Raw genomic sequence first — 25,286 nt, forward strand, 5'->3', positions numbered from 1 at the left:
AGGGATTGTGAACTCCTTTGGCTATTATGCAGAAAATCTACTTGTTTTCAAGTCAGAGCTTATTTATGCTTCAATAAAACGAGGGAGTGGGTCATGAAACGTGTTCCAATTCATCTTTAGTTCCGCATCAGTTAGTAAACATTGTTCTAAGGAGTCGATTATTTCTTGCTTTTGCATGTCTATGCCAATAAACACAAGCTCATTCATTCTGTCACCATAAACAGGGTCCCACTTTTGAAGTAGTTCTGGTTCTTCTTTTAAGGTTTGTTGTTTTTCTTCTTCCGAATAGGCTGCTACCCATTCACCTGCACCTTGAATAGTGACAGCTGAACCAGCTTGAGAAAGAAGACCCGCTAAATCACTTCGTGAAGCGACCCAAAAAAAGCCTTTTGCCCTAACGATATCTTCTGGCCATTGCTCAAGCCAATTCATAAACCGTTCTGGATGGAATGGTTTACGACTTCGAAACACAAAGGAAGAAATTCCATATTCTTCTGTTTCGGGTACGTGTTCCTCATTTAATTCTTTAATCCAGCCAGCGGATTGACTTGCTTTTTCAAAATTAAATCGACGAGTGTTTAAAATCCTGTTGAGCTCGACACGAGAATAGGAAGTAGGAATAATATCCGCATCTGCATTCATTTTACGTAAGAACGACAATAACTCTTTTGTATCTTCTTCTGATAGCAATTCTGTTTTATTAAGTAAAAGTACATCCGCAAATTCCATTTGGTCGATGAGTAAGTCAGCAACTTCTCTAGTATCACTTTCATCTGTACCTTCTTTTCGGTCAAGCAAGGATTCACCAGAAGCATAATCCTCCCAAAAGCGATTCGCGTCTACAACGGTCACCATCGTATCAAGTCTACATTTTTTTGTTAAATCTATCCCAATTTCTTCATCGATATATGTAAAGGTTTGTGCAACTGGTACAGGTTCACTAATACCCGAAGATTCTATTACAATATAATCGATTCCACCTTTATCAACTAAGTTTTCAACTTCTTTCATTAAATCCTCTCGAAGTGTACAGCATATACAGCCATTTTGCATTTCTACAAGTTTTTCTTCAGTACGAGAAAAACCGCCATCCTTGATTAGTTTTGCATCTATATTGATTTCACTCATATCGTTAACGATGACAGCAACTCGCAAACCTTCTGAGTTTGTTAATATATGGTGTAATAGCGTTGTCTTCCCAGCCCCTAAATATCCGCTTAATACGGTAACAGGTATTTTCATATTCTAGTCCTCCTATGATTTAAAGCGAAATAATTACGATTTAAATTTTACCTATTTCTGTTACAAATGTAAAGTACAATGAATCTTTTCTTCTGATACTAAGTTCCTGTGTTAGTAAAGTGAATGTTATCTACGATTTATTAAACACCGATATACCGTAAGCCTTTTTTAGCCATTCGTCTATACAAAGGTTAAATCGGAGGAAGCTAGTAGGGTGTCAAAAGTTACAGATTTTCTTTTTATCTATTTTAAATATTCTAACATTTAGGAAAATCACCCTATTGCTATAGTCTAAGTTGGTCTGATATCGTGAAAGTACGTATTTTGGTGAACGTTGTCTTACGAAGTGAAAATCGGTAGTACAAAGTATTTTCTTTCTTGTTTACATCATAGAACAAATAGAATTAGTTCTCGATTCCTAGAAATGGTGTTTAGCTAGCTACATAAAATGATAGAGATGTACTCGAAAGAAAGAAAAAGAGAGGTGGGGGGATTTGTCAAAAACGATTGGTGTACTAACTCCTCTTATAGACGGCTTTTATTTTAATGGGATGTTGCAAGGGATCCATGAAGCTACAAAAAATAAAGATATTAATTTAATTCTCTTTCAAACGATGGATTCTAACTATTTGCAAGTGGCTTACCAAAGTAATCTGGCTGATAACAATATTGACGGGTGGATCGTCATTTATAACGGTGAAAAAGATGATTCTTATGTCAGTCAAATTGAACAAAAAGGGAGACCTGTCGTCTCGACTCCATATGATTGGGGAACGGCTTGTACTGTTTTCCAAGTTGACAATGAACAAGGTGGATACGAGGCAACAAAACATCTGATAGAACATGGTCATACAAAGATTGCCTCTGTCTATTGTATTAAAAACGAGGAGAGTATTCTTAGGTTTAAAGGCTATAAAAAAGCTCTTGAAGAAAATGGCATTCCTTTTGATGAGCAACTAGTATTTGAAATTCCTACATTATGGGAATATGACGGTGTAAGAGCAGCTCATATGATGAAGGATCGCTCATTTGGTTTTACAGCTATTACCGTCAGTTCAGATTTAGTAGCTTTAGCAATTATACAACAATTTAAAGAGTGGGAAATTCATGTACCTGATGATATAGCCATTATTGGTTTTGATAACACAGAATATGCAAGAAGAATTGGGCTTACCTCTGTTGAGCAACCTTTGTTCACAAGAGGGGTACATATGGCAGAAACTCTAATAAGAGAGTTGAATGGTTACTTAGAAGGATTTAATCAACAAATATTTGAACCTACGAATCTGATAGTCAGACATTCTTGTGGCTGTACTCCATTGAGTAAAGAAGAAGATATGGACCACCTATATGAAGAAAGTCTAGAAATAATTAACTATTTACATAATATTGTTCAAAGGAACCAACGAATATGTCGGGACCTTATCCGTTCTAAGGCTGGTTATGTAATCGATTTATCGTGGTTATCTTCTACTTCATACACTTGGGGTTGTGTGGCATTATGGACTAGTGAAAGACAGCTAAGGATTGAAAGCATTCACACAAGTAAAAGTGATTCCATTCTCCACGCCGGTCAAATTTTTCCGGAGAAAATCTTCCCTCCTTCTTCTATTTACTCCCTGTTAGAAATAGACGAGGCATTATCAGTACATACCATAAGAACTGAAGAGCGTGAGTTAGGATTTGTGTTGTTAATGGGGACAATCAATGAAAAGTTGAGATCGGCTCATCCTCAATATGATACGATTACCCACCATCTTGATTTACTTGCTTATGCCCTAGAACGAGAAGCGATGTATAAAGAAGCATCTGAGCGTGAAAGAAGACTAGAGATTGTTTCGTCAACGACGAATGATGGTATATTTGAATGGGATTTATCTACGAATGTAATGACCTGGAATCATGGGATAAAACGAATATTAAACCACACTAGTCATTTAATGCACTTAGATGAGTTTTTTAACAAATTACACGAAGATGACCGAATTCATGTTCATCAAGCCTTATTCGACCATATACAGGCTGGGCGTTCGTTTAAAACTGAATTTCGAATGAAAAAGAATGAAAAAGAGTATATTTGGGTGTCTGCCGCGGGAGAGGTTGTCCGCGAACAAGATGGACGTTTTATAAGCATGATTGGTTCAATAACTGATATAACCGAAAGAAAAGCATCTGAGGAACAAATACGTCACATCGCTTTCCATGATTCACTAACCAATCTCCCGAACCGAAGATATATCTATCAAAAAATCTCTGATGAAATAAAGAATGTGGAAGCTGTAAAATTTGCCATTCTTTTATTAGATTTAGACCGCTTTAAAATCATAAATGACAGTCTAGGTCATACGATTGGTGATAAACTCATTCAACAAATATCTGATGTTCTTGACCGTGTGATACGACCTCAGGATACAGTATCTCGATTAGGTGGAGATGAATTTATTATTCTCTGTCCCAATTTAGAAGATGAGCTTCAAGCAGTAGAAGTCGCAGAAAGAATTATATTGGCATTAAACAAAAGGTTTAACATAGAGGGTCATTCTATTTATGTGACATCTAGTATTGGGATTAGTTATTATCCTAAGCATGGTTGTGATGTAGATACATTAATTAAGAATGCGGACATTGCCATGTACGAAGCAAAAAGTAATGGAAAAAACCAATATATGACCTATGAAAAAGTGATGAGTTATAACACATTACAACGGTTAAGGATGGAAAATAGCCTAAGAGATGCTGTGAAAGGAAATGAGTTTACCTTATATTATCAGGCTCAAATGAGCTTAAAAACACAACGCATTGTTGGGATGGAAGCATTAATCCGTTGGTTTTCGCCTGAATTTGGACTTGTTTCCCCTGTTAATTTTATACCGCTTGCAGAGGAAACAGGATTAATCATACCGATTAGTGAATGGGTTTTACAACAAGCATGTGAGGATAACAAAAAGCTAATAAGTGAGGGCTTTCCACCATTGGTAATCGCTGTTAACATCTCAGCATCTCATTTTACAAAACATGATTTTGTTTCAACCATTATTAGTATTTTAGAAAAGACAGGTCATCCTCCACATTTACTTTGTTTAGAAATTACAGAAACGGTAGCGATTCAACATTTAGACTTAACGTTACGTCATTTATATGAGTTGAAAAAATATGGAATTCGAATCGCACTCGATGATTTTGGCGTAGGTAATTCATCCCTGTCATTACTTCGTACACTCCCGATTGACACATTGAAAACCGACCAGTCGTTTGTAAGAGATTTGATGAAGAGTGAGGCCAATATGGCGATATATCGCAGTATTCTATCGCTTGCACAAGGCTTGAACCTTGAAAGTTGTATTGAAGGTGTGGAAACGGTCGATCATTATCGATTAGTAGAAGAAGAAGGTGGTACGATGATCCAAGGGTATTATATCAGTAAGCCAGTTCCTTTAGACCAGTTTAAACAGTTTTTAAGTCAGCAGACGTATTAATAGTGTTGCTTTAAAGAAAGAGGAACATAAAATAATTTATGAATAGTTGAACGAGGGCACTGAAAAAGTTAAAAACCAAACTTTTTCAGTGCTTTTGATGGTTGAAATGGCTCCACTTGTTGCTCGCCTGCTACGAGAAACCAACTCGTAGCAGGCTTTTAAAAAATGCAACGGTTACGCACATTGCTTCGAAGTCACTGAAAAAGTTAAAAACCGAACTTTTTCAGTGACCTCGGTTAGTCCCACGCTATTAGCTATTTTTTTATCGATAATAAAATTTCTTTTAATTCTGCTACTTCCTTGCGCAATTCCATCAATTCTTCTTTTGTTTCATCTACCTCTTCACCCGCTTCGTCTTTCTCTGCTTTTTCTACATTTGAGACAATGACACCGATGAATAGGTTAAATACGATAAATGTGCCTACTAAGACAAACAACACAAAGTAGAGCCATGACCAGGGTGCTTCCGCAAATATCGGCCTCATTACGGCACTCGCCCATGATTCTAACGTAACCACCTGAAATAGAGTTAGTAGTGATAATTGCAGGTTACCAAAATATTCAGGTGAGATTTGAGCAAATAACATTGTTCCCGTAACCGCAAAGATATAAAAAACGATACTCATAAGAATCAAAATGTTTCCAAGTGCCGGAATGGTTAATAAAAGTGCATCGACTAATCGTCGTAAGGATGGGATAACGGAAATAGCACGTAACACACGAAGTACGCGTAAAATTCGTAATACCGTGACAAAGTGAGCACCAACAAAGATATGACCAGCTGCAACGATTAAAAAATCAAACCAATTCCATGTATTTGTAAAAAAACTTCGTTTCGGATGAGAAGCTATAAATCGTATGGCAATTTCTATTGTGAAGATCCAAAGGAGTAGTAAATCAGCTTTAAAGAACCACTCTTTATTTGGATAATAGATACCAGGATATGTTTCTATCCCAACGATAATCGCGTTTATCATAATTAGAGTAATAATAGTGGCTGTAAATCCTTTGTGATTGACAATACGTTGACAATATAATGATAGGGCAGATGCCCCTTTTTTATGTTTTTCGTTAACTGACATATTTTCCTCCAGATATAAATACTAACTGCGTAAGTTGACACAACAATCTAATTTTACTAGATTATCAAGTCATATGAAAGCATTCCCACGTTTTTCTTTGCACCTAACCATTTTTATTTTTTAGTCTTTTTTCCTATTTTTTTTATTAGGTTTATGATGCTAATGAAACACGAAGCATAATATACCTACCAGTTTTTTTCTGATTTCTTCCGGACGGTTTCTCCTTTAAGGGCCTTGAATGAATGGATATCATTCCATGTACCTATTCCCCTGTAACAAGTGCATTTTGTTGAATTTTTAAAAGTTTGATAGAATAAAAAAGATTTATGTCGCAATGGTAGACTTTGAAAGGAGGAATCCCTATCACGGGAGAGCATGGTGCGAAAAAATAAGAACAAACCTAAATGGTGGACAGTGACGATTACAACAGGAGCACTGTCTCCAATAAAACAAGTAAAGGTTAAAACAAGTCTTCTTTATAGTATGTTAAGTATTCCTATTTTTCTAATTACTAGTATTATGTTGCTATCATTCATAGTTACGTCATTAACATCTTATACTTCAGAGTTAAACGACCAAATTGAACAGAAGGATGCTTTGATTCAAGAACGAGAACAAGAAATAGTAAAAGTGAAAAATGAATATGACGAGCTTGAGGAAGAAGCTTTAGCGGTTAAACAATCTATCGAACAATTTAAAGTGTTTGAAGAACGACTTAGTGAACTAAATCTTGAATTTCCTTCTTCAATTGAGGATGGAGGGAGCGGGGGAGTTGTTCTTGGATTGGAGAGCAAAGTAGACGAAAATATACCAGAAGATATTGTCCAAATTCGGCAACAGCTTCCTGAGCTCATTGATAGTTTCGAACAAACCTATGAGAGGCTACTAGACTATCAAGAACAACTTCGAACAGTACCAACATTATTCCCTGCAGCTACTGGAAGGATATCTTCGCACTATGGAAAACGAAGTGACCCTATTACAAGATGGACGGCTTTTCACTCAGGAACTGACATTGCAGCGCCGTTAAACACAGAAATCTTTGCTGCAGCAGATGGGAAAGTAATAGAGGCAGGTAGAAATGGCGGGTATGGATTAGCCATTAGGATTCAGCATGGAGATACATATGAAACATTATACGCTCATTTAAATAAGATTGATGTTGAAATTGGTGATACAGTCAAAAAAGGTGACGTGATTGGTGGCATGGGAACAACGGGTCGTAGTACAGGTGTGCATTTGCATTACGAGATTAAAAGAAACGGTGAATTCGTTGACCCTTATCCATATATGACCTTCCATGAACGAAAGGAATGAACGAAAGGAATATTCGAAGTAGAGGAGGACAAATCATGTTTTCAAAGCAAAAGGAAGAGAAAAAGCGAACGGAGTTATCAACAATTATTGGTGAGGATACAGTTGTTGAAGGAACGATTAAAATTGAATCGGGTCTCCGTGTAGATGGAAAAGTGTATGGAGAAATCAAATGTTCCGGGGATGTTACTATCGGAAAACAAGGAATTGTTGAAGAGACCATTTTCGCCCGAAACTTATTTATTGCTGGGAAGGTTACAGGGAAGGTAACTGTAGAAGAAAAAATCCATATTTATGAAACGGGTTCTCTACAAGGATCAGCTGAAATGAAATCGATCGTTATCGATGAGAATGGTTTTTTCCGCGGAGAAAGCTTTATGAAACCGGCTGTTAATGAAGGCGAGAATGTAGTAAAATTGGCTAAAGAAATAAGTGAATAATCTCTAGTTAGATAGAGGGTGGCACAAAAGGTTATTTTTTTTGAGGGCAGTGAAAAAGTTAGCTTTTTAACTTTTTCAGTGGCTTCATTTTTTACCTTTCGTGCCACCCTTTTTTGGCAACGGTTGGTTGATAAAAGCATGGTATATTTTCTCATTTTTTTACAAACGATACTTGTGTAGAGAAAACCGAACTCGGAGGGAAAAAATGAAGAAGATATACATTGTCCTATTTTTGATTACTTTGCTTAGTATGCCACTATGTACGGTAGGGATAACAGTGGTAACTGCTGAAGAACAAAGAACGCCAATAACCACTGAAAATCAAGCGCAACTGTTAGCGGAATATGGGATGACATTAACGGAACTAGAATCCTTACTTGCCCAATATGGTGAAACCATAGGCGACTATGAATTTGTGGAAGAGCTTGAAGAGGCCATCGATTTTTATTTACATTATGGAGATGAGTTAGATTTTATCTTCGACTTGCTAGCGATCGTCGGAATTACTGAAGAAGAGCTTGACCGACTTTTTGTCCATTTAAGTAAGTTAGACGAGGTAGAACTAGAAACCAAATTAGTAGCCATTGAATCAAGAATGTTAGCACTTAGTGATTTTGAGAGTCCTGAGGATTTGTCAGAGGCAGAACGAGAAGAGTTAGCTTCTATTTTGTTCGACTTAGCTGCAGCGATGAAGTTAGAGGTTAGATTATTTTTAGATGTAAATGGAGAGCGTGTTCCAGTGACCATTTCTGAATTGATTGAGATGAATCAATTACATGGTAACTTGTTGGTGGTAGAACTTTATGACCTGGATGGTCAGTTTATATTAGACTTTGTCTTATCAGATGACTTGTTTGATGCAGGGTTATTTAAGGAAATAGGAGATATGTTATCTGTCCTAGCAGGAATTTCCAATAGCTACCCTACAGGCGAGATGCTTCCAGATACAGCTTCTTCTTATCTTGAAAATATAGTGCTTGGTATGCTTCTTCTTGTACTCTCCCTGTTTTTCTATCGAAGCTATCGTTTGACAGGTGTGAATGAATGAGTATGACCAATGACCACTCACGAAGAACGATTCGATGGATGACCCTTGTTCTTTTGTTCTTTTCAGTTGGACTATATACGGTAGCTTCTAACAGTTATTGGTTAATGGCAGGCTTATGGAGCGGAATACCGCTTGAGGAGGACTTGGTTGTTCAAGAGATTGTAGAGAGTCCCGTAGTCATAAAGCAGGAATCAATGGAAGCGATTCCGGTTATTCATCAGACTCAACCTGATATTGGTGAACAATATGCAGAATTGGTGATTCCGCGGTTAGATAGACAATTACCTATCTATTATGGTGTAGAAGATGACCAATTAAAAAAAGGGATTGGTCATATCCAACAAACAGCCTTACCTGGAGAAAAGGACAATATGGTTCTTTCGGGACATCGAGATACGGTGTTTCGGAGGCTTCAGGAAATGCAAATAGGTGACCAGGTTGCTATAAAGACAGATAGTGAAATCTACACTTATAAAATAAAAAAAATTAGAGTTGTTGATAAAGATGATCAAACTGTAATTGTACCTAAACCAAGAGCAACTCTAACGATAACAACGTGTTATCCATTTGGTTATGTCGGTCCTGCACCGGAACGTTATGTCTTAGTTGCCGAATTAACGAATACCGAAAATGCAACATAATGAATCGGGTGTGTGGGGCGGCTGCCCTTTACACACCCTTTGCAGTTATAAATGAACGACGAAGATGTTTGCTACAAAGTGCATTCGGTCATACTAATTACAACTACAATTCTGGAGGTCAGTATGGGATTACCAATATTAATTTCAGTAGCTACGCTTCTTTTTGCGATGTTTGCTGGTGTTGCTTTTTATTATGCATTTAAACCGTTTAAAGAAAGAAAGGACTTTTTTCAACATGTTCTCTCTACTTATTTTCCGTTTGTCGCTTTACTTGGAGAAGCGATTTTATATCTTTGTGAAAAATTATTTCCTACTAACTTTCTCCCGATTTTCCGAGTCATTGTATTTATCATTGGGTTATTGTTTATTGGACTAATTGCGTTAATGTGGCTCACCTATTGGACATAGGGGTGAGATGAAAACTAAAATGAGGACGCTGAAAAGTCAAAAATACTTTTCAGTGTCTTTTTTCAATGGTTAGGAACGTAAAAAACAACGCTCTTTTAGTCGAGGTGGGTAGAAGCGATCTAAGAAGGGAGATGACTTCGTACATCGCAAATCATAAAAGACGTCCTTGCCTTTTCCTTTTGAAAAAAGGAACCTAGTAAATTAGGATGAGGATTACCATAAACCCTGCAAGCTAATGAAACGAAACCCTCAAAATGGTATAGTTATATCTTCTTATTTTTGAAGTGTCGATTTATTTATAGAGGAAAATCAAATCGGGGAAGGAATTACCATAATGGGCCGTAGATAAAAAGAGACAAAGCGGCAAGGTTTTGGGTTGTAGGAGGTGAGCTACCTTGGAAGTGAAAGTCATAACAAAACAATTTGTTTTTATTGCTCAAAAGGCATCAGGAAGTATGAATAATTATGAATTAGCTAGAGATATGCGCAGTGCGTGGGAGAAACTTCAAAACATCATCGAGAGAGAGAATATAGTGACGATAAACAAACACATAGGGTATGTGATAAGACCGAGTTGGAGTCAGATTACGGATAACCGATTTGATTTATGGATAGGTGTCGAAGTTGACAAGGTGTATGAAAATAGTGAGGAAATTGATTGCTTAGTCATTCCATCCCGTTCGTATGCGTGTATTACATGTAAAGGGGATATAGAGCAAATTCAAGCAAGTTATGAATACTTACTTGAATGGATGGAAAAGGAAGAATGCCTTATGGATCACTCATTGGGAGCATATAGTATTGAGCCAAATCGAATATATCCAGTAAATCCTTTTGAACAAACTAGTGTACCGATTGAACAGTTTGATTTTGATATTCTTTGTCCGATAAAATAACAACCAAGCCTAAGGACTAATGCGAAAATGTTAATGATGCTAGGGGAGTAAAGTTGCATTTTTGAGATGCTTTATGATGAAAGCTTGTGACCATTATGCTTAATGCATCGAGGCCGGGACAAAAGGTGAACAACCTTTTGTCCCGGCCTCTAAATTTGGTTGGGTATTAAAACTCGTTCTCTAGTTTCCTAGCTCTTTTGACCGTTCAACTGCACGGAGGATTGCTTTTTTCATTGTCTCCTGGAAGTCGTTTTCTGCAAGTACTTTTAAGCCAGCTTCAGTTGTTCCGCCTGGACTCATGACTTCTTTGTAGAGCTCTACTGCTGTTTTTGACGTTGATTGTAGACGTTTGGAAGCACCGGCTAGTGTTTGAACAATGAGTTGATTTGCTTCTTCTTTTTCAAGACCAATTTCACTTGCGGCTTGCTCCATGGCTTCCACTAAATAGTAAATGTATGCAGGTCCGCTTCCAGCGAGGCCCGTTACAGCATCAATTTTATCTTCTGGAACGATGGTTACAGTACCTATGGCTTCAAACAGTGTAGCTGTTAGTTTTAGCTGGTCTTGGCTTGCATGCTCCCCAGCAGTGATAGCAGAGGCAGAGGCGCCTACTTTTGCAGATGTGTTTGGCATTGTTCTTATAACGCCGCCCTCATGACCAAGCAATTCACTAATGTGCTTTGTTGAAATTCCAGCTAAGACGGAGATGAATAACTGCTGTTCAGATGTAAATGAGCGGATTTCAGCAATTCCTTCTGCAACATGTACTGGCTTCATTGCCAATACAATAACATCTGCCTCAGACACCGCTGTTGCTTTATCGGATGTCGTTTGAATTCGATATTCTTGTTCTAAATAAGATAGTCGTTCCTGATTGGACTTATTTGTTGCGATAATTTGATCTGGAGTGAGTAATTCGTTTGCGAGAAGGCCTGCAATGATCGATTCTGCCATAGAGCCGGCCCCAACAAACGCAATTTTTTTATTTGATAACATATTTACACCTATCCTTTGATTTGTCCTGTGCCACGAATAATGTATTTTGTGGATGTTAAAGCAGGCAGTCCCATTGGTCCGCGGGCATGAAGCTTTTGCGTACTAATGCCGATTTCAGCGCCAAAACCAAATTCAAATCCATCTGTAAAACGAGTTGAAGCATTATGATAAACAGCTGCAGCATCAACGTAGTTAAAGAACGTGACTACACTTTGGTCGTCTTCAGAAATAATCGCTTCTGAATGCTTTGTACCGTATGTTTGAATGTGAGAAATCGCCTCTTCGACCGAGTCGACCACTTTCATCGCAACCGTTAAATCCAGGTACTCAGTGCTCCAATCTTCATCAGTGGCTGCGTTAATATTTCCGATTGTATCACAAGCTGCCTCATTGCCACGAATCTCTACGCCTTTTCCTTGTAATGCTTCTCTAAGTGCATTTCCATGTTCTTTCGCCCAATCACGATGAACGATAATTGTCTCAGCTGCGTTACATACCGATGGGCGTTGTGTTTTTGCGTTTACTGCAATTGAAATAGCCATTTCTTTATCTGCCGTCTTATCAATATATACATGACAATTTCCTTCACCTGTTTCAAGCACAGGAACAGAGGAGTTGGCGACAACCGTTTGAATTAAGTTTGCGCCACCTCTTGGGATGAGTACGTCTAAATACTCGTTAAGCTTAAACATTTGTGAAGCCGTTTCGCGGCTTGTATCTTCTAGAAGTTGAATCGTTTCAACTGGAAGCTCACTTTTTTCAAGAGCACGGTGAAGCACTGATACAATAGCTTTGTTAGAGTTGATAGCTGAAGAGCTTCCACGTAAAATGACCGCATTTCCCGTTTTTAAACAAAGGCTAGAAGCATCTACTGTTACATTTGGACGTGCTTCATAAATCATACCAATTACTCCAAGTGGAACACGGACTTTTTCTATGTTGATTCCATTTGTGCGCACCCAACTTTCAAGTGATTCTCCAACTGGGTCTGGTAACTCAATGACTTGTCGTAATCCTTCAGCCATATCTTCAATTCGGGCGGCAGTTAATGTTAAGCGGTCAAGAAGAGCATCTGTAATCCCGTTATCTTTTCCGTTTTGAAGGTCTTTGGCATTTTCTTCAATGATAAACTCTTTTTCGGAAACTAACTGGTCTGCCATCAGTTGTAAAGCTTCATTTTTTTGTGCTGTTGACATCACAGCAAGTGCATTTGTAATTTCTTTTGCGCGACGTGCTTTTTGAATTAATTCACTCATTTTATCATCTTCTCCTTTGTTATCGTGACCCAATTGTCCCGATGAATAATTTCTGCGCGGTCTCTTGACGTTTGTTTTTTAGCGCGAGTACTCGACATTCCTTTTATTTGTTGTAAATCACTAGCTGACACAGTAATTTGCCCTTTTCCAATCAGTTCTCCTTTTTCATTAAGAACTTCAACTACATTTCCAGGAAGAAATGAGCCATGAACGGATTTCACTCCAGCCGGGAGGAGGCTTCGTCCCTTATGAACGATAGCTTGTTCGGCCCCGTGGTCTACGATAATTTGACCAGATACATCGGAATGAAAGGCAAGCCATTGTTTTTTATTTTTTAACGAATGAGGCGTGGAGTAACCGATATAGGTGCCATCTCCTTTTTCTTCAAGGATATCTACTAGCTTATCTGAGCCAGTCCCGGTCCCGATAAACACCTTTACTCCAAGTGTTAATGCGGTTTTTGCCGCCTCTACTTTAGAGCGCATACCGCCAGTTCCCACCTTTGACCCGGTATCGCCAGCGCCTTCCATAAGCTCATCCGTAATATCAGGGAGAAAGGTGTAACGAGTAGCATCTGGATTTTGCTTTGGATTGGCATTATAAAGGCCATTAATGTCTGTTAGTATGATTAGAAAATCAGCATGGACAAGTCCACTAACAAGTGCAGATAGCATGTCATTATCACCAAATGTGAGCTCTTCAATAGAAATCGAATCATTTTCATTAATAATTGGTAGAATGCCTCGTTTTAATAACTCTGATAGGGTAGAGTAGGCATTGTTATATTGTTCGTTATTGGCAAAGTCATGTCTTGTTAAAAGAAGCTGTGCCGTTACAATTTGATGCTTTTTGCATTCTTCTGCATACCCTTGCATAAGCAAGCTTTGACCAACTGCCGCTGCCGCTTGCTTACCTGCTATGGTCACAGGTCTTGCGGGATAGCCTAGGTCAGAAAATCCTGCGGCCACGGCCCCAGAAGAGATTAGTACGACCTCATGTCCAAGCTCTTTTAGTTTTGCTATCGCACTTACATGCTCAGAGAGCTTTTCCTTACTTAAGCGACCATTTCCTGTCGTTAATGAGCTGCTGCCTATTTTTACGACAATTCGCTGCTTTGTCATTTGTTATCCCTCATTTTTTTGCTAAAATAAAAAAACTCCCCCGTCCTATAAAAAGGACGGAAGAGTTGAATTCCGCGGTACCACCTTTGTTGACAAGTCAAAAAACTTGCCCTCTCAAACCTGTATCGTAGGGAAGACGGTTAGGATTTGCCTAACAGCTCAAGGGCAGGTTCAAACAGTCAGCGGTGACAAAACCTTACAGCCGGTGGGTTTTGCTCTCTAAACACATGAATTGTTTTACTAATCCCTCTCAACGCACATTGTTATTATACTTTGCTCTATATTATAAGTTGAGAATGTAAGATCGTCAAGGTTGATTTGTGCTAGTATACATATAGAAGGAGTGGATTTTAATGTTAAGTCTAATAGATAAACATGTTGTGATTACAGGAGCGTCTTCTGGATTAGGAAAAGAAATTGCCATTGAGGTAGCCAAACGGGGAGGCATTCCGATTATGCTTGCGCGTTCAGAAGATAAACTGATTGAACTACAAGGGATAATTCAGGAAAAGTTCGGAGTGACAGCTTATACATATATGCTTAACGTCACTGAGATGGAAGCTGTCCAAGATGTATTCTCTCTGATTATTTCTGTACATGGTCATATTGATATACTAGTCAATAATGCTGGAATGGCGATTTTTGATGAATTTAGTGAGGCTGCATTAGCTGACATGAAAAATATGATTGACGTAAATGTTGTCGGCTTACTGGCTTGTACAAGAGCTGTGTTACCAAGCATGATAGCAAGAAACAAAGGTCACATCATTAATATTGCATCGCAAGCTGGTAAAATTGGAACCCCTAAATCTAGTGTGTATGCTGCCACAAAGCACGCGGTATTAGGATTTACGAATTCGCTTCGAATGGAAATGCATCGTTATGAGATTGAAGTCAGTGCCGTCAATCCAGGACCAATTAAAACTCCGTTTTTTGACTTGGCAGACCAGAGTGGATCGTATGTAAAAAATGTAGAAAACATGATGTTGGATCCACAAAAAGTAGCTGGAAAAATTGTGAATATGATAGAAAAACCACGAAGAGAATTGAATCTCCCGTGGTGGATGAACATCGCCTCACGTATGTATCAAATCATGCCTAGTGTCGTCGAGAAAATAGGAGGCAAAAAGTTTTATCAAAAATAGTTAAGTGGTAAGCCATTCGTACACAACATCATGAATAATCTCATGTAACTGAGCAGTAGGTTGGTGTTCGTATTGTTTATAGATTAGATTCACCAGTGTATGTAGCTCTTCATTTGAAATCGAAATGAATTCGTCATGGATATAACTTTCAGTAATTTTCTTGATTTTTTTCAACAAAAACGACTTGTCAATCATGGCTATCGCTTCTTTCACGTTCAGTTCAAAGAGATGCTCAGCAAGTTAACACAGGAAGAGCATTGAAGCACTTTTTAAATCGCGTATCGCAATTCATCAAAACGGCTTTGCCGTTTTTCTTACCAGTTTTTTCTGATGAGTGATTCGAGTTGGCGTTTGAATCGAATTTGAATCGGCTCGTGCTCAATCCCTACTGGAGTGACAAGACCGGTTTTCATTCCAAGTCGCTTTCCACACCACACATCTGTTAATAATTGGTCGCCAAGGAAAAGGCTTGTTTCCACCTTGGCTCCGACCGATTTGATGTGCTCTTCAATCTTCCCTGTAGCAGGTTTGTTACATCGGCCAAAGCCTTTAATTTGTAAAGGGTCACAAAAACGATGGACACGTTCTTGACTATTATTTGAAATAATCACCAACGTGACCTCTTCTTGTTTTAACATGTCTACCCAGCGAATCACTTCCTCATCACCTAATTGGTCATGAATTGCCAATGTACTATCAAGATCAGAAAATATATTTTTGATTCCATAACGGTGTAACCATTTTGGAGTAATGTCTGAGAAGTGGTGAAGTGCAAAATCAGGCTTAAAATATTTCATCGTCTTACCTCATTCCTATGTATAGTAGTAGACCTGGAACAAAGGGTCCCAAGTCTATGCTGTTCAATCTTAGATGTTAGAAGGGGGTTCTTCGTTATCGTCGTATGCAATTAAAACGACGTTAAGTTGATCCTCAAGTCCTTTTAGCTTTTGTAGTTGCTCCTCGTTTAATTGAGCTACATGATAATGTTCCATATTACCACCTCCTTACTATATTGTGCAAACAAAAGCCATTTACACGTGACGCATTCTTCCACCTAAAAAGAAAATTAATCGGAATATGACAACCTTTTTCAAGAATATGCTGAAATGGTAGTGACTTGAAAAGAAAAAGGAGGCAAAGTGTTGTTTTATCATAAAAAACACTTACAATATCATGCTAAGCCAGACTGTCCTGATCCGGTGTATGCTAAAAAATTACAAGAAATTCTTGGAGGACAATTTGGTGAGATTTCGGTCTCGTTGCAGTACTTATTTCAAGGTTGGAACACAAGGGGAGACGGAAAATATCGGGACTTACTTCTTGATGTTGGGGCAGAAGAATTAGCCCACGTTGAAATGTTGGCTACGATGATTGCTCGTTTACTAGATGGAGCCCCTGTTGGTGATCAGGAAAAGGCAGCGAAGGATCCGGTAGTGGGAGCTGTATTAGGTGGCATGAACCCTCAGCATGCGATTGTTTCAGGTCTTGGTGCTATGCCAGCTGATAGTGTAGGAAATCCGTGGACAGCTGCTTATATTGGTGCAAGTGGCAACTTGCTTGCTGATTTTAGGATGAACCTGACCTATGAATCTCAGGGAAGACTACAAGCGGTCCGTCTTTATGAGATGACGACGGATCGTGGCGTTAAGGATATGCTTTCATTTTTAATTGCTCGTGATACAATGCATCAAAACATGTGGTATGCTGCGATTTGCGAACTTGAAGAAAAAGAAAATATTGTCGTACCAAGCACATTCCCTCGTGAACTCGAGAAAAGAGAAGTGGCTTATGATTTTTACAATTTATCGGAAGGTGAAGAAAGTCGTAAAGGCCGCTGGGCTCAAGGTCCAAGTATGGACGGCTTAGGTCAATTTAATTATGTGGCTCAGCCTCAACCATTCGGGAAACGTCCTCGTCTACGTCCAGCTCCTCCATATGTTCATAACACGTTATTACCACCTCCCCCAGGTCATGTACCACCGCCTCATATGGGGTAGGGCACTAAGCTCCTTCTTAGAAAGGGGCTTTTTTTGTTCGCCCAGCATGTTTGAACTCTAACGGACAAGGAGGCCTCATCGCTAAAAGTGGGGGTTTATCAGCGGAACGGACACAGGATACCTTATTTCTGCAAAAAGACGTGAAAATGGTATGTTTTGTTCATATCAGTGTCCCTGGTGTCCGTTACAATTGAAAATCGTGAAAAATGAGTAAAATAAGGGATCTACTGTTCTTTTTGGAACAGATAGTTAGACTATTCTTCCAGTTCGGTGTAATGTAAGCAGGAGAGATTTAGATAGAAAAAGGAGAGACTCAACATGGACACACCTACATACAATCGCGCTACGATAGTAACCCTTTTGCTCGCAGGATCTTTTATTGCGATTTTAAATCAAACGTTAATGATTACAGCGATTCCACCAATCATGCATGAAATGAATATTACCGCAAATAGTGCCCAGTGGCTCACGACCGTGTTTATGCTTGTCAACGGGATTATGATACCGGTTAGTGCATTTTTGTTGGAACGGTTTACGACAAGGCAGCTTTTCATATCCGCTATGAGTATTTTTGCCTTTGGTACATTGGTTGCAGGTCTTGCTCCTAATTTTGAAGTGTTACTCGTAGGGAGAGTCATTCAATCGATGGGTGCAGGGGTCATGCTTCCGCTAATGACAACCGTGTTCTTAATGATATTTCCTGTGAATAAGCGAGGAGCAGCCATGGGATTAATCGGATTAGTAATTTCTTTTGCTCCAGCTATTGGACCAGCGCTTTCAGGGTGGGTGACCGCCAATTATTCGTGGAGGCTTTTATTCTTTATTATTTTACCAATTGCTATTATTGATATTATCATTGCGTTCTTTGTCTTGAAAAATGTAACCGAAGTGACAAAGCCGAGGGTGGATGTCGTATCTATTATTTTTTCTTCCTTTGGATTTGGGGGACTTCTGTATGGCTTCACAAGTGCTGGGAATTACGGCTGGCTTGACCCAATTACGATTGTGTCGCTCTTAGTTGGAGTGATAGCCATTATTCTTTTTGTCACAAGACAATTTAAACTTGAACATCCAATGTTAGAGTTTAGAGTGTTTACGTATTCTATTTTTCCTTTTGCAGTAATGATCGGAATGGTTGGCTTTATGACGTTAATTGGTGTGGAAACCCTACTCCCTTTGTACATGCAAAATATGCGTGAGTTCACTGCTTTTGAGGCAGGGCTAGCCTTGCTTCCAGGCGCGCTCGTAATGGGAGTTATGTCGCCGATTACAGGAAGGATTTTTGATAAAATTGGGGCGAAATGGCTAGTCATTACAGGGCTTACAATTATGACACTCTCATCCTTTGCCTATATTAATTTAACACCATCTACTTCTTTTACGTACATTACGGTAATGTATGCGGTGCGTATGTTTGGTTTATCAATGGTACTAATGCCGGTTGCGACTGCAGCTTTAAATCAACTACCAAAACGTCTTATTCCGCACGGAGCGGCGATGGACAATACGATGAAAATGGTGGCGGCCTCAGTCGGCACAGCCATTTTGGTTACGGTGATGACAACAAGTGAAATGAATGCAGAACAGCGACCGGATGTTTCGTTTCCAGACATATATGGAGCCAATATGGCATTTATTGTTGTTGCTGTTCTTTCATTAGGAAGCTTGCTGCTTTCATTTATTATCAAATATAAGCCAAAAGCAAATAAAGAAGTGGAAAGACAATAGTATTTCTACGACGAGGCAGGAACAAAAGGTTTTTTACTCTTGTTCCTGCCTTTTTAAAAAACTTCTATAAAAAATGGAAAATGGTCTTGCGTATTTTAGAAAAAGCGAGTATAGTTATTATTAACAATTATCAATTTGTTAATTAATTGATTAATTAATTTGTTTGTGAAAGGAGGGGCTCCCGCTGACATCCAAAAGTGAACAAGAGTTTTTAAAAGAATATGATTCAAGCAAATATCGAACACCTGATGGCTACACGAGTGACATTGCCATATTTACAGTTGTAAAAGACGACACGATAAACGATAGCGAACAAACCACAACGAGAGTCCTCAAATTGATGCTCATTAAAAGAGATGATCAAGATTCTGAGGGAAATCCCAACATCGAGGGGAATAAATGGGCGTTACCAGGTGGGTTTATTGACCCAGATGAAACAGGATATGAAGCCGCGGTTCGAGAATTAGAAGAAGAAACAAAGGTATCTAACATTCATGTTAAACACTTTGGTGTATATGACAAGGAAGGAAGAGACCCAAGAGGTTGGATTATTTCAAATGCCCATTATGCAATTGTGCAAGAACAGGCGTTACAAAACCGAGAAGCTTCAGATGACGCTAAAGAGGTCAAACTCTTTTCGATTGATGAAGTATTTCAGCTAGATTTAGCATTTGACCATGAAACGATTATTAAGGATGCGTTGGAGTACATCAAAAGAGATATGCTTGAAACGACTGTAGCCCAAAATTTTTTACCTACTGAGTTTATTTTATCAGACTTACGAGATGTACTATTGTCTGTTGCGCCAGTTTCCGTTCTTGGGACGAAATCATCCTTCTTTCGAAAAGCACCTACATTGCCATTTATTGAGTTGGTGACAACGGCAACAGGAGAAGCTAAAACGACCATACCTACTAAGAATTCTAAACGACCAACTAGACTTTATCGGTTCAATCATACCGAAATCGTCAATACCATTTATCGTTAATCATTTGGAAGATGTTCAATCTTCCAAAACGTATATACTAATTAATTAACAATTTGATAATTGATAATTATAAAAGGAGTGTGGAATATAATGAAAAAAGCATTAGTCAACATTGATTACACAAATGATTTTGTAAACGGAGCCTTACCTGTAGGGCAGCCAGCACTTCAAGTCGAAAAAGAAATTGTTACGATAACCAAACGAGCATATGAAAATGGAGACTTTATTGTATTTGCGATTGATTTACATGAACATGCGGATTTCTTTCATCCAGAAACAACTCTATTTCCACCGCATAACTTACGTGGAACGAATGGAAGAGAATTATACGGGGAGTTAGCGCACGTATATAACACGATAAAAGCAAGTGACCAGATTTGTTGGATCGATAAAACGAGGTATAGTGCCTTTGCGGGAACGAACTTAGATATAAAATTAAGAGAACGAAACATTACAGAGATTGAGCTAGTAGGTGTGTGCACAGACATTTGTGTATTACACACAGCAATCGATGCCTATAACCACGGTTATAAAGTAACAGTGTATACGGACGCAGTAGCTAGCTTCAATGAGGCAGGGCATCAATTTGCATTACAGCATATAAGGGACGTTCTAAACGGAACAATTTTGTAAGTAAGGGTCTAAAAAAATCAAAAACGGAGGAGATAACAATGGCAAAAGAAATTGAATTAAAGGTAGAAGGGAAAATAAACCGATTAACGAACGAAACGTTTAAGTTTGACGATAGAGTTGGAGATGGCTGGTATTCTGCGGTTTATTTTTTAAAGACGAGGGAAATCGCAAAAAAATACAAGGAAGACAAAGTTGTGACTATGCAATTTTTTCAAAGAGATCATGCGGTTCTTTGTGGAATTGATGAGGCCATTGCACTGCTTCAAACTTTTGCAGTCGCTCCTGAATCTCTTGAAGTTTATGCGTTACAAGATGGAGACCACATTACGCCATTTGAAACGGTCCTTACGATAAAAGGAGCGTACCACCAATTTGGTTTTTTAGAAGGCGTGATTGACGGGATTTTAGCTCGGCGCACAAGTGTTGCAACAAACGTCTATAAAGTCGTTACAGCAGCCGAAAATAAAAGAGTTATTTTTATGGGAGACCGTGATGATCATTTCAGCAATCAAGTAGGAGACGGTTATGCCGCATTTATTGGTGGCATGAGTGCTCAAGCAACCCATGCGATGAATGAATGGTGGGGAGATAAAGGACTTGGTACAATGCCTCATGCGCTCATTCAGTTGTTTGATGGAGATATTGTGGAAGCTTCTCGTGCCTACTTAGAAACGTTCCCGCATGATGACTTAATTGCCTTAACGGACTACAACAATGATGTTATTGTCGATTCTATTAAAGTAGGTAAAGCGTTTGGAAAAAGACTAAAGGGCGTTCGGATTGATACAGCTCGAACTATGATTGATAAATATTTTATTCGAAACGAAGAGATATTGGGAGACTTTGACCCAAGAGGAGTAAACATTCACTTAGTTAAAGCACTTCGTGAGGCGCTTGACAATGAAGGACTTAACCATGTTCAAATTGTTGTTAGTGGTGGATTTACACCAGAACGTGTGAAGGAATTTGAAGAAGCGGGTGCGCCAGTTGATGTGTATGGTGTGGGAGGCAGTTTGCTTAAAGTAAACATCGGATTTACGGGGGATAACGTCTTATTAGATGGAAAGCATGCTGCGAAAAAGGGCCGGAAATTAAATCCGAACCCTCGCTTAGAACTTGTTAATCTATAAACAGAAACAATAGTTTACAAAGAAAAGGGGAGAGGTTATGGGCAAAATTGGAATTTACGGTTCTTCATTTGACCCTATCACCAACGTTCATCTTTGGACGGCGTCGACGATTGCTCATCGAGCGAGGTTAGATAAAGTGATATTTGTACCTTGCGCTAATAATCGAACGGATAAAGAAATGAAAACGGAAAATGAGCATCGTATGAATATGGTGAAACTTGCGATTGAAGACAATCCAATGTTTGAAGTTGATGATTATGAGAGTAGCAAAAGAGCTGGAACCGCCAAACAATATACTTTTTTTACAATGGAATATTTCAAAGAAAAATACCCAGAGGATGACGTCTACTTTATGATGGGTGCAGACATTCTACGAGATATCGACAACCAAGAGGTGCCTGTTCATAAAAGGTGGAAGCACAGAGAGCAACTCATTGCTTTGAACAAGTTCATTGTCATGGCTAGGGATGGAATTGATATGTTGAAGGTGATTGGACAAAGTCCGTTACTTCGTAATCATGATGACGGGACGCGCTTCCACCTTATTGATAAAGGCTTATCAATGGAAATCAGTTCTTCCTATATTCGCGATGAATTTGCAAAAGGTGGTGAACCTAGGTATCTCTTACCGAGCAAATGCTATCACTATATTAAGTTGCATCAACTATATAGTAAGGAGGACTGAGAATGGATAAGTTACAAAATCATATTAGAACAATTCTCCGAGTTAAACGGAGAGTGAACCCTGAAGAGGAGATTAGAGCACGAGTTGACTTTATGAAAGCATTTCTTCGTGCACACCCCGTTATCAAAGCTTTCGTATTGGGGATTTCTGGAGGACAAGATTCTACGCTAGCGGGTAAGTTGGCTCAACTCGCCATTAACGAATTAAACGCAGAACAAAACGATATATCATACCAATTCATTGCTGTTCGCTTGCCTTATGGTGTGCAAAAAGACGAAGGAGATTGTCAGACTGCTTTATCTTTTGTCCAACCTTCCAAAGTGTTTGAAGTCAACATTAAACCAGCTGTTGATATAAGTGTTGAATCGATGAAGAAAGCAGGTATTCGTTTGTCTGATTTCCTGATCGGAAATGAAAAAGCCAGGGAACGGATGAAAGTTCAATATAGCATAGCAGGAGCATGCTCTGGAGTTGTGATTGGGACTGACCACAGTGCAGAAGCAGTTACAGGTTTTTTTACGAAATTTGGAGATGGTGCTTGTGACCTTATTCCGTTATTTGGTTTAAACAAAAGACAAGGAAAGGAATTACTACAAGTGTTAGGGTGCCCAAAATCTCTTTATCTAAAAACGCCAACGGCAGACCTAGAAGATGATAAACCACAATTACCAGATGAAGAAGCTTTGGGTGTGACCTATCAGGATATTGATGATTATTTAGAGGGAAAGCCCCTTGCTGAAACGAGCAAAAATCAGATCGAAGCCTTATATGTAAAAACAAGGCATAAAAGATACCAACCGATTAGTATGTATGATGATTGGTGGAAGTGAACCTACCCCACACCCCTCAAAGAGTGAGGAGTGTGGGGGTGACGGTTACTTCGTATAATGAACAATCGCATCTCGTAAAAACGCTGTTGCTCCAGGCTGTTCTCTATCATAATACTCAGTGAATCGTTCATCATTAACATACAGTTGAGCAAGACCTGCATGAGCTTCTTTTGTGTAAGAACTCCAATAGTAACTGAGCCACTCACGGTGTAGCTCGACTGTTTTTTGAGCAAGTGGACTTGTAGGATCTCCTGTTGCTACCGCTTCATGAAGCGTTGAGAGGATGTCACGTTCCAATTGTTGAACTCGGGCATGTTGTTCAGCTGTCATTTCCCTTATTTTTGCATTGGACGTATCAATTTGAGTGTCTCCGTAAGTCGTACGAATTTCCTTGCCATACTTTCTTTCATTTTCTTCAATCCACTTTTCTTTAAAGCCTTCAAATTTTTCATTGTCAGACATGGGAATTCTCCTTTCGTGTTGGGCTATTGTTTTTTCCACGTTTGTAAGCAGTTGATCGAGCTGTTCTTGTTTGGCTACTAGTTTATTACGGTGTTCTTTTAAGGCTTGTAGGCTATCAAATGACGGGTCGGTTAGGATGTTCTTAATGTCTTCTAAGCTCACACCAAGCTCTCGGTAAAATAAGATGTGCTGTAATTGATTGACTTCATGATCACCATACATCCTGTAGCCAGAGGATGTCATTGATGCGGGTTTTAATAAGCCAATCTCATCATAATAGCGAAGTGTTCGTGAGCTAACTCCCGCTAAATTTGCGAGTTTTTGAATCGTATATTTCACATCATCACCTCCTGTTAAATCAAACTATACACCTTTACGTAACGAGAATGTAAAGAGGTATTTCAAAAAAAATATTCTATTTTTTTCAAATTGAAATCGAACGTATATTCGCATATAATAAAACATATAATACGAACATAAGTTCCTAAAGGTGGGAGAACTGTGCATCCAGCAGATATGTTTGAGCAAATGAAACAACGAACAATTCTATGTGTCGATATGAAAAGCTTTTATGCGAGCTGTTCGGCGTTAGCGCTAGGGCTTGACCCGCTTGACTGCTATTTAGCGGTTGTCGCGGATACGACTCGCTCAGGGAGTGTGGTGTTAGCGGCCACCCCTAAGCTGAAAAAGGAGTTCGGTATTAAAACCGGTAGCCGACTTTTTGAAATTCCAAATGATCCACGCATTCAGATCGTTAATGCCCAAATGGGAATCTATTTAGATATTTCTACGCAATTAACTCGGTTTTTTAACAGGTATGTGCCGTTTGAGGCGATTCACGTGTATAGCGTTGATGAAAGCTTTTTGCAGGCAGACGGAACGGAGAAGTTGTGGGGAGACGGTATTGCGCTTGCTCACAAAATTCGTAACGACATGCTCCGCGAGTTCGGGTTAACGTGCTCGATTGGCATTGGACCGAACATGCTCATGTCCAAGCTCTGTCTTGATATTGAGGCGAAAAAGCATGGTGTGGCCGAGTGGGGGTTTACAGATATTAAAGAAAAGCTGTGGCCACTCCCACTGCGAGAAATGTGGGGGATCGGGTCACGATTGGAACGGAGGCTGAACCGCTTTGGAATTCGTACGGTCGGGCACTTGGCAGCTTTTGATTTGAAGAAGCTTGAAAAAGAATTTGGAGTGATGGGCAATCAACTTTATTACCATGCCTGGGGGATTGATTTATCAGACCTTGGAGCTCCAATTATGCAAGGACAGGTGAGCTTTGCGAAAGGACAAATTTTACTAAGAGATTATGAAAAAGAAGAAGAGATAAAGTGTGTCATCCTTGAAATGTGTGAAGAGGTCGCACGCCGGGCAAGACGAGCGAAGAAGGCAGGAAGAACGATTAGCCTAGGTCTTGGCTATAGTCAGGAACAGATGGGAGGGGGCTTTTACCGCTCTTTATCGGTAGATGAACCAACCAATTTGACGATGGATGTTTATAAAGCATGCTTGCGATTATTGGCGAGGCACTATCGCGGAGAAATTGTGCGGCAAATCTCAATTACCCTATCTAATGTACATGACGATTCTGTCCAACAGCTAAGTTTATTTGAACCGAATAAACCCAAGCAAAAAGACTTGAGTTATGTGATGGATGCCATTCGTGAAAAGTATGGTTCGAATGCATTGCTTCGAGCGGTCTCCTATACAAAAGCGGGAACCGCTCGTCATCGTTCAACGTTACTAGGAGGACATAAAGCATAAG

The 25,286-nt window shown here is 39.2% G+C and carries 25 protein-coding genes and 1 other annotated feature; of the genes, 16 read left to right on the top strand and 9 right to left on the bottom strand.

Annotated elements, in window-relative coordinates; genetic code table 11:
* Positions 1 to 63 precede the first annotated feature (63 nt).
* Positions 64 to 1,242: a GTP-binding protein gene (locus BK585_RS08690; protein WP_078553065.1), complete on the bottom strand. Its 1,179-nt coding sequence runs from the start codon at positions 1,240 to 1,242 to the stop codon at positions 64 to 66.
* A gap of 494 nt (positions 1,243 to 1,736) precedes the next feature.
* Between BK585_RS08690 and BK585_RS08695 the strand changes: the two genes are divergently transcribed.
* A complete protein-coding gene (locus BK585_RS08695; protein WP_078553066.1) occupies positions 1,737 to 4,718 on the top strand; it encodes an EAL domain-containing protein in 2,982 nt (993 codons plus the stop codon).
* A gap of 254 nt (positions 4,719 to 4,972) precedes the next feature.
* Here BK585_RS08695 and BK585_RS08700 read toward each other — a convergent pair whose 3' ends face one another.
* Positions 4,973 to 5,800, bottom strand: coding sequence for an ion transporter (locus BK585_RS08700; RefSeq protein WP_078553067.1), 828 nt, complete (start codon positions 5,798 to 5,800; stop codon positions 4,973 to 4,975).
* Positions 5,801 to 6,178: 378 nt separating this feature from the next.
* Between BK585_RS08700 and BK585_RS08705 the strand changes: the two genes are divergently transcribed.
* From BK585_RS08705 to BK585_RS08730, 6 genes are all read left to right on the top strand, one after another.
* Positions 6,179 to 7,117 carry a M23 family metallopeptidase gene (locus tag BK585_RS08705; RefSeq protein ID WP_170885517.1) on the top strand — a complete coding sequence of 313 codons (939 nt, stop codon included), beginning with the start codon at positions 6,179 to 6,181 and terminating at the stop codon, positions 7,115 to 7,117.
* 35 nt (positions 7,118 to 7,152) lie between these two features.
* On the top strand, positions 7,153 to 7,554 hold the full coding sequence (locus BK585_RS08710) for a bactofilin family protein (protein WP_078553069.1): 402 nt from the start codon (positions 7,153 to 7,155) through the stop codon (positions 7,552 to 7,554).
* A 205-nt stretch (positions 7,555 to 7,759) separates the two neighbouring features.
* Positions 7,760 to 8,602 carry a processed acidic surface protein gene (locus BK585_RS08715; protein ID WP_078553070.1) on the top strand — a complete coding sequence of 281 codons (843 nt, stop codon included), beginning with the start codon at positions 7,760 to 7,762 and terminating at the stop codon, positions 8,600 to 8,602.
* On the top strand, positions 8,599 to 9,243 hold the full coding sequence (locus tag BK585_RS08720) for a class D sortase (protein ID WP_245805802.1): 645 nt from the start codon (positions 8,599 to 8,601) through the stop codon (positions 9,241 to 9,243). Before BK585_RS08715 ends, BK585_RS08720 begins: the two co-directional genes overlap by 4 nt.
* A 123-nt stretch (positions 9,244 to 9,366) precedes the next feature.
* Positions 9,367 to 9,651: a hypothetical protein gene (locus tag BK585_RS08725; protein WP_078553071.1), complete on the top strand. Its 285-nt coding sequence runs from the start codon at positions 9,367 to 9,369 to the stop codon at positions 9,649 to 9,651.
* A 401-nt stretch (positions 9,652 to 10,052) separates the two neighbouring features.
* Positions 10,053 to 10,547, top strand: coding sequence for a GyrI-like domain-containing protein (locus BK585_RS08730; RefSeq protein ID WP_245805905.1), 495 nt, complete (start codon positions 10,053 to 10,055; stop codon positions 10,545 to 10,547).
* Positions 10,548 to 10,727: 180 nt separating this feature from the next.
* Here the strand turns inward: BK585_RS08730 and proC are convergent, their stop codons facing one another.
* The 3 genes from proC to proB are packed head-to-tail and all read right to left on the bottom strand — an operon-like array spanning position 10,728 to position 13,920.
* A complete protein-coding gene (gene proC, locus BK585_RS08735) occupies positions 10,728 to 11,543 on the bottom strand; it encodes a pyrroline-5-carboxylate reductase (protein WP_078553073.1) in 816 nt (271 codons plus the stop codon).
* Positions 11,544 to 11,551: 8 nt separating this feature from the next.
* Entirely contained in the window at positions 11,552 to 12,799 is a 1,248-nt protein-coding gene (locus tag BK585_RS08740) for a glutamate-5-semialdehyde dehydrogenase (protein ID WP_078553074.1), read from the bottom strand.
* A complete protein-coding gene (gene proB / locus BK585_RS08745; RefSeq protein ID WP_078553075.1) occupies positions 12,796 to 13,920 on the bottom strand; it encodes a glutamate 5-kinase in 1,125 nt (374 codons plus the stop codon). Before proB ends, BK585_RS08740 begins: the two co-directional genes overlap by 4 nt.
* Positions 13,921 to 13,969: 49 nt before the next feature.
* Positions 13,970 to 14,183 (bottom strand) — a binding site (T-box leader).
* A gap of 90 nt (positions 14,184 to 14,273) precedes the next feature.
* Between proB and BK585_RS08750 the strand changes: the two genes are divergently transcribed.
* Positions 14,274 to 15,065 carry an SDR family NAD(P)-dependent oxidoreductase gene (locus BK585_RS08750; RefSeq protein WP_078553076.1) on the top strand — a complete coding sequence of 264 codons (792 nt, stop codon included), beginning with the start codon at positions 14,274 to 14,276 and terminating at the stop codon, positions 15,063 to 15,065.
* Here the strand turns inward: BK585_RS08750 and BK585_RS08755 are convergent, their stop codons facing one another.
* From BK585_RS08755 to BK585_RS24595, 3 genes are all read right to left on the bottom strand, one after another.
* Positions 15,066 to 15,260, bottom strand: coding sequence for a YqzH family protein (locus BK585_RS08755; RefSeq protein ID WP_078553077.1), 195 nt, complete (start codon positions 15,258 to 15,260; stop codon positions 15,066 to 15,068).
* Between the two features lie 119 nt (positions 15,261 to 15,379).
* Positions 15,380 to 15,862 (bottom strand): YqeG family HAD IIIA-type phosphatase, encoded by a 483-nt coding sequence (locus BK585_RS08760; protein ID WP_078553078.1) that lies wholly within the window; start codon positions 15,860 to 15,862, stop codon positions 15,380 to 15,382.
* 69 nt (positions 15,863 to 15,931) lie between these two features.
* On the bottom strand, positions 15,932 to 16,057 hold the full coding sequence (locus BK585_RS24595) for a hypothetical protein (protein WP_281248889.1): 126 nt from the start codon (positions 16,055 to 16,057) through the stop codon (positions 15,932 to 15,934).
* 150 nt (positions 16,058 to 16,207) lie between these two features.
* On the opposite strand from BK585_RS24595, the gene BK585_RS08765 reads away from it, so the two are divergent.
* The 7 genes from BK585_RS08765 (at position 16,208) to nadE (ending at position 23,056) form a co-directional block, all read left to right on the top strand.
* On the top strand, positions 16,208 to 17,062 hold the full coding sequence (locus tag BK585_RS08765) for a manganese catalase (protein WP_078553079.1): 855 nt from the start codon (positions 16,208 to 16,210) through the stop codon (positions 17,060 to 17,062).
* 318 nt (positions 17,063 to 17,380) lie between these two features.
* Positions 17,381 to 18,790, top strand: a complete 1,410-nt coding sequence (locus tag BK585_RS08770; protein WP_078553080.1) for a DHA2 family efflux MFS transporter permease subunit — start codon at positions 17,381 to 17,383, stop codon at positions 18,788 to 18,790.
* A 340-nt stretch (positions 18,791 to 19,130) separates the two neighbouring features.
* On the top strand, positions 19,131 to 19,778 hold the full coding sequence (locus BK585_RS08775) for an NUDIX hydrolase (RefSeq protein ID WP_342744291.1): 648 nt from the start codon (positions 19,131 to 19,133) through the stop codon (positions 19,776 to 19,778).
* Between the two features lie 90 nt (positions 19,779 to 19,868).
* A complete protein-coding gene (locus BK585_RS08780; protein WP_078553082.1) occupies positions 19,869 to 20,411 on the top strand; it encodes a cysteine hydrolase family protein in 543 nt (180 codons plus the stop codon).
* Between the two features lie 38 nt (positions 20,412 to 20,449).
* Positions 20,450 to 21,541: a nicotinate phosphoribosyltransferase gene (locus BK585_RS08785; RefSeq protein WP_078553083.1), complete on the top strand. Its 1,092-nt coding sequence runs from the start codon at positions 20,450 to 20,452 to the stop codon at positions 21,539 to 21,541.
* 37 nt (positions 21,542 to 21,578) lie between these two features.
* Positions 21,579 to 22,226: a nicotinate (nicotinamide) nucleotide adenylyltransferase gene (nadD, locus tag BK585_RS08790; protein ID WP_078553084.1), complete on the top strand. Its 648-nt coding sequence runs from the start codon at positions 21,579 to 21,581 to the stop codon at positions 22,224 to 22,226.
* Positions 22,227 to 22,228: 2 nt separating this feature from the next.
* Entirely contained in the window at positions 22,229 to 23,056 is an 828-nt protein-coding gene (gene nadE, locus BK585_RS08795) for an ammonia-dependent NAD(+) synthetase (RefSeq protein WP_078553085.1), read from the top strand.
* A gap of 45 nt (positions 23,057 to 23,101) precedes the next feature.
* On the opposite strand, the gene BK585_RS08800 is transcribed toward nadE, so the two are convergent.
* Positions 23,102 to 23,857, bottom strand: a complete 756-nt coding sequence (locus BK585_RS08800; protein WP_078553086.1) for a MerR family transcriptional regulator — start codon at positions 23,855 to 23,857, stop codon at positions 23,102 to 23,104.
* Between the two features lie 177 nt (positions 23,858 to 24,034).
* Here BK585_RS08800 and BK585_RS08805 point away from each other — a divergent pair, with 177 nt between their 5' ends.
* Positions 24,035 to 25,285, top strand: coding sequence for a Y-family DNA polymerase (locus tag BK585_RS08805; RefSeq protein ID WP_078556714.1), 1,251 nt, complete (start codon positions 24,035 to 24,037; stop codon positions 25,283 to 25,285).
* The last annotated feature ends 1 nt before the right edge of the window (position 25,286 follow it).

The sequence above is a fragment of the Bacillus alkalicellulosilyticus genome (assembly GCF_002019795.1).
GTDB lineage: Bacteria > Bacillota > Bacilli > Bacillales > Bacillaceae_F > Bacillus_AO > Bacillus_AO alkalicellulosilyticum.